This is a genomic window from Holdemanella sp. (genome assembly GCF_056804935.1).
The window spans coordinates 1-1972 of record NZ_DBMEXE010000263.1; the positions used below are offsets into that span (position 1 = coordinate 1).

Annotated in this window: 3 protein-coding genes; all 3 read right to left on the minus strand. The window is 31.6% G+C overall.

Features of this window, described 5'->3' with window-relative positions; all coding sequences use genetic code 11:
• Positions 1-504: glycosyltransferase (locus ACZQCL_RS09090; protein ID WP_482482936.1), on the minus strand; the 504-nt coding region annotated here is incomplete at its 3' end.
• Position 505: 1 nt separating this feature from the next.
• Complete coding sequence (locus ACZQCL_RS09095) at positions 506-1330, minus strand: NAD-dependent epimerase/dehydratase family protein (protein WP_118115933.1); 825 nt, start codon at positions 1328-1330, stop codon at positions 506-508.
• 4 nt (positions 1331-1334) lie between these two features.
• On the minus strand, positions 1335-1972 hold a 638-nt coding region (locus ACZQCL_RS09100; RefSeq protein ID WP_482482938.1), incomplete at its 5' end, for a WaaS/CpsH family glycosyltransferase.

Consider the following 1972-nt stretch of genomic DNA (forward strand, 5'->3'; position numbering starts at 1 on the left):
TGGAAATGGCAAACAACACTCTAAAACACTTCTTCGAAATGCCATACAACATCCTAAATATGAATTCTTCCAAAGATTTTTAAACAATCCTGATTGCGATCCACGATGCTCAAAAAACGAATCTTCAATGACTTGTCCATTCTGATTCACAATCTGTGCATCATGTAATATCAATACCACGTTTGGATTTTGAAAAGCATCTAATACTACATCCACTTTATTGTCCATCCAAATGTCATCCTGATCAGACAAGAATATAATATCTCCCTTAGATTTTTTTAAGGCATTCTCAAAGTTCTTTTGAACACCCTTCTTAGGTCCATCTATTAAATTGATATTTTTATATTCTTTTTGATACTCCTTAATAATAGTACATGTTGAATCCGTAGAACCATCATCAGAAATAATTAACTCATCTGAACTTTTGATTTGTTTTAGAATGGAATTCAATTGTTCTTTCAAATATTTTTCGCCATTATATGTGGCCATACATACTGAAATCATTTTATTTCCTCATGATTTTCGCTATTTTAGAACCATCGCCCCAAACAGCTTTTGAATCATAAGGACGATCCGGAAACGCACCATATTTTAATTGAATATGATAATTGTTTTCTTTAATAAATCTCTCTACACGATCCGCCAATTTCTCAGGTCTTCCTGAACCTATATTGATAATTCCATTCACTTCATCTTGACCAACCACGGCAGCCACTTGCACACAAAAGTCTTTATAATCAATAAAATCATATTGATTTTGACCCATAGTAAATGGAAACTCTTGTTTCCCTTCATGCTCCGCCTTAGTAATCTTAGAGAAAATCGAATCACCAAATTCAGAATTACCTACAATATAGTATCCTCTTAACCATTGCCATTTTGTCTTTGTGTTTGCCGTCATGAGTTCCACACAATTTCTTAAAGCATTTTTACTAATACCATACAAATTCATTGGATGACAAGGCGTATCTTCATGAATACTCCCTTCAAAAAATCCGATTTCATGCATACTTCCCATAACACAAACTCGATCAATACCTTCATCAACCATTTTCTTTAAAAAGGCATAGTGACTTGGCAAATCTTGAATATGGAATGGTGATGTATGTACAAAACTATCTCTCCAAGCCAAATGCAATAACACGTCTGGATTCTCAAAATATTCATAAGGATTATCTATATCAAATACGTTACAATCTATTCTTTTTGCACGTTCATCGACATATTGTGTTGAAAAATCAGTAGCTATTACTTCATTACCACTATCTAAAATAGCTTTAACTACACCTTGACCAATATACCCATTGGCACCTGTAACTAATATTTTCATCCAATTATGTCTCCTTTCCAATCATAGTAATCAACCAATTCTTTAATGAATACTTTTCATACATCTCATCTGGCAATTCTTCATATTCATTTTTAAAGAAAGGTGAATCTAAATCTATAGGTTCGCTATAGATTAAAATGTTATTCTCATTATAAAAATCATAATTCTTTATATCCGAATTTGTTGTTACTAATTTTCTTTTTGCACCCAAACACTCAATTGTTCGAATCGTAAGTCCCACTTGCCCTGCTTGAGGCGCATCTAAAATACATTTTGAATCACTAAATATCTCCATCAATTCTTTTGAAGCAACCTTTTCATGTTTAAACTCACTCCATTTAGCTTTTCTAAACAAAGGGGATTTAACTTTTTGATACACATACTTCAAAACAGAAGGCATATAGTGATAAATAAATTGATTCGGCATTACACTTTTTAAACCTCTAGCCATACGATTAATATCATAATACTTTTGAGGATGTGCCGTACCTACATACATACAATCATATTTATATGTATTCTTCTTCGTTTTTCCAATCGTTTCATAAATATGATTATAAAACAAAGGCAAAAATTTATATTTATCCATTGAAATAGAATCAATACGATCAAATGTATACAATTCATCAAAGTATTTATGTA

Bases quoted from the DNA above. Each gene is read 5' to 3' on its own strand.
- ACZQCL_RS09095 (WP_118115933.1), bottom strand. From the start codon at position 1,330: ATGAAAATATTAGTTACAGGTGCCAATGGGTATATTGGTCAAGGTGTA.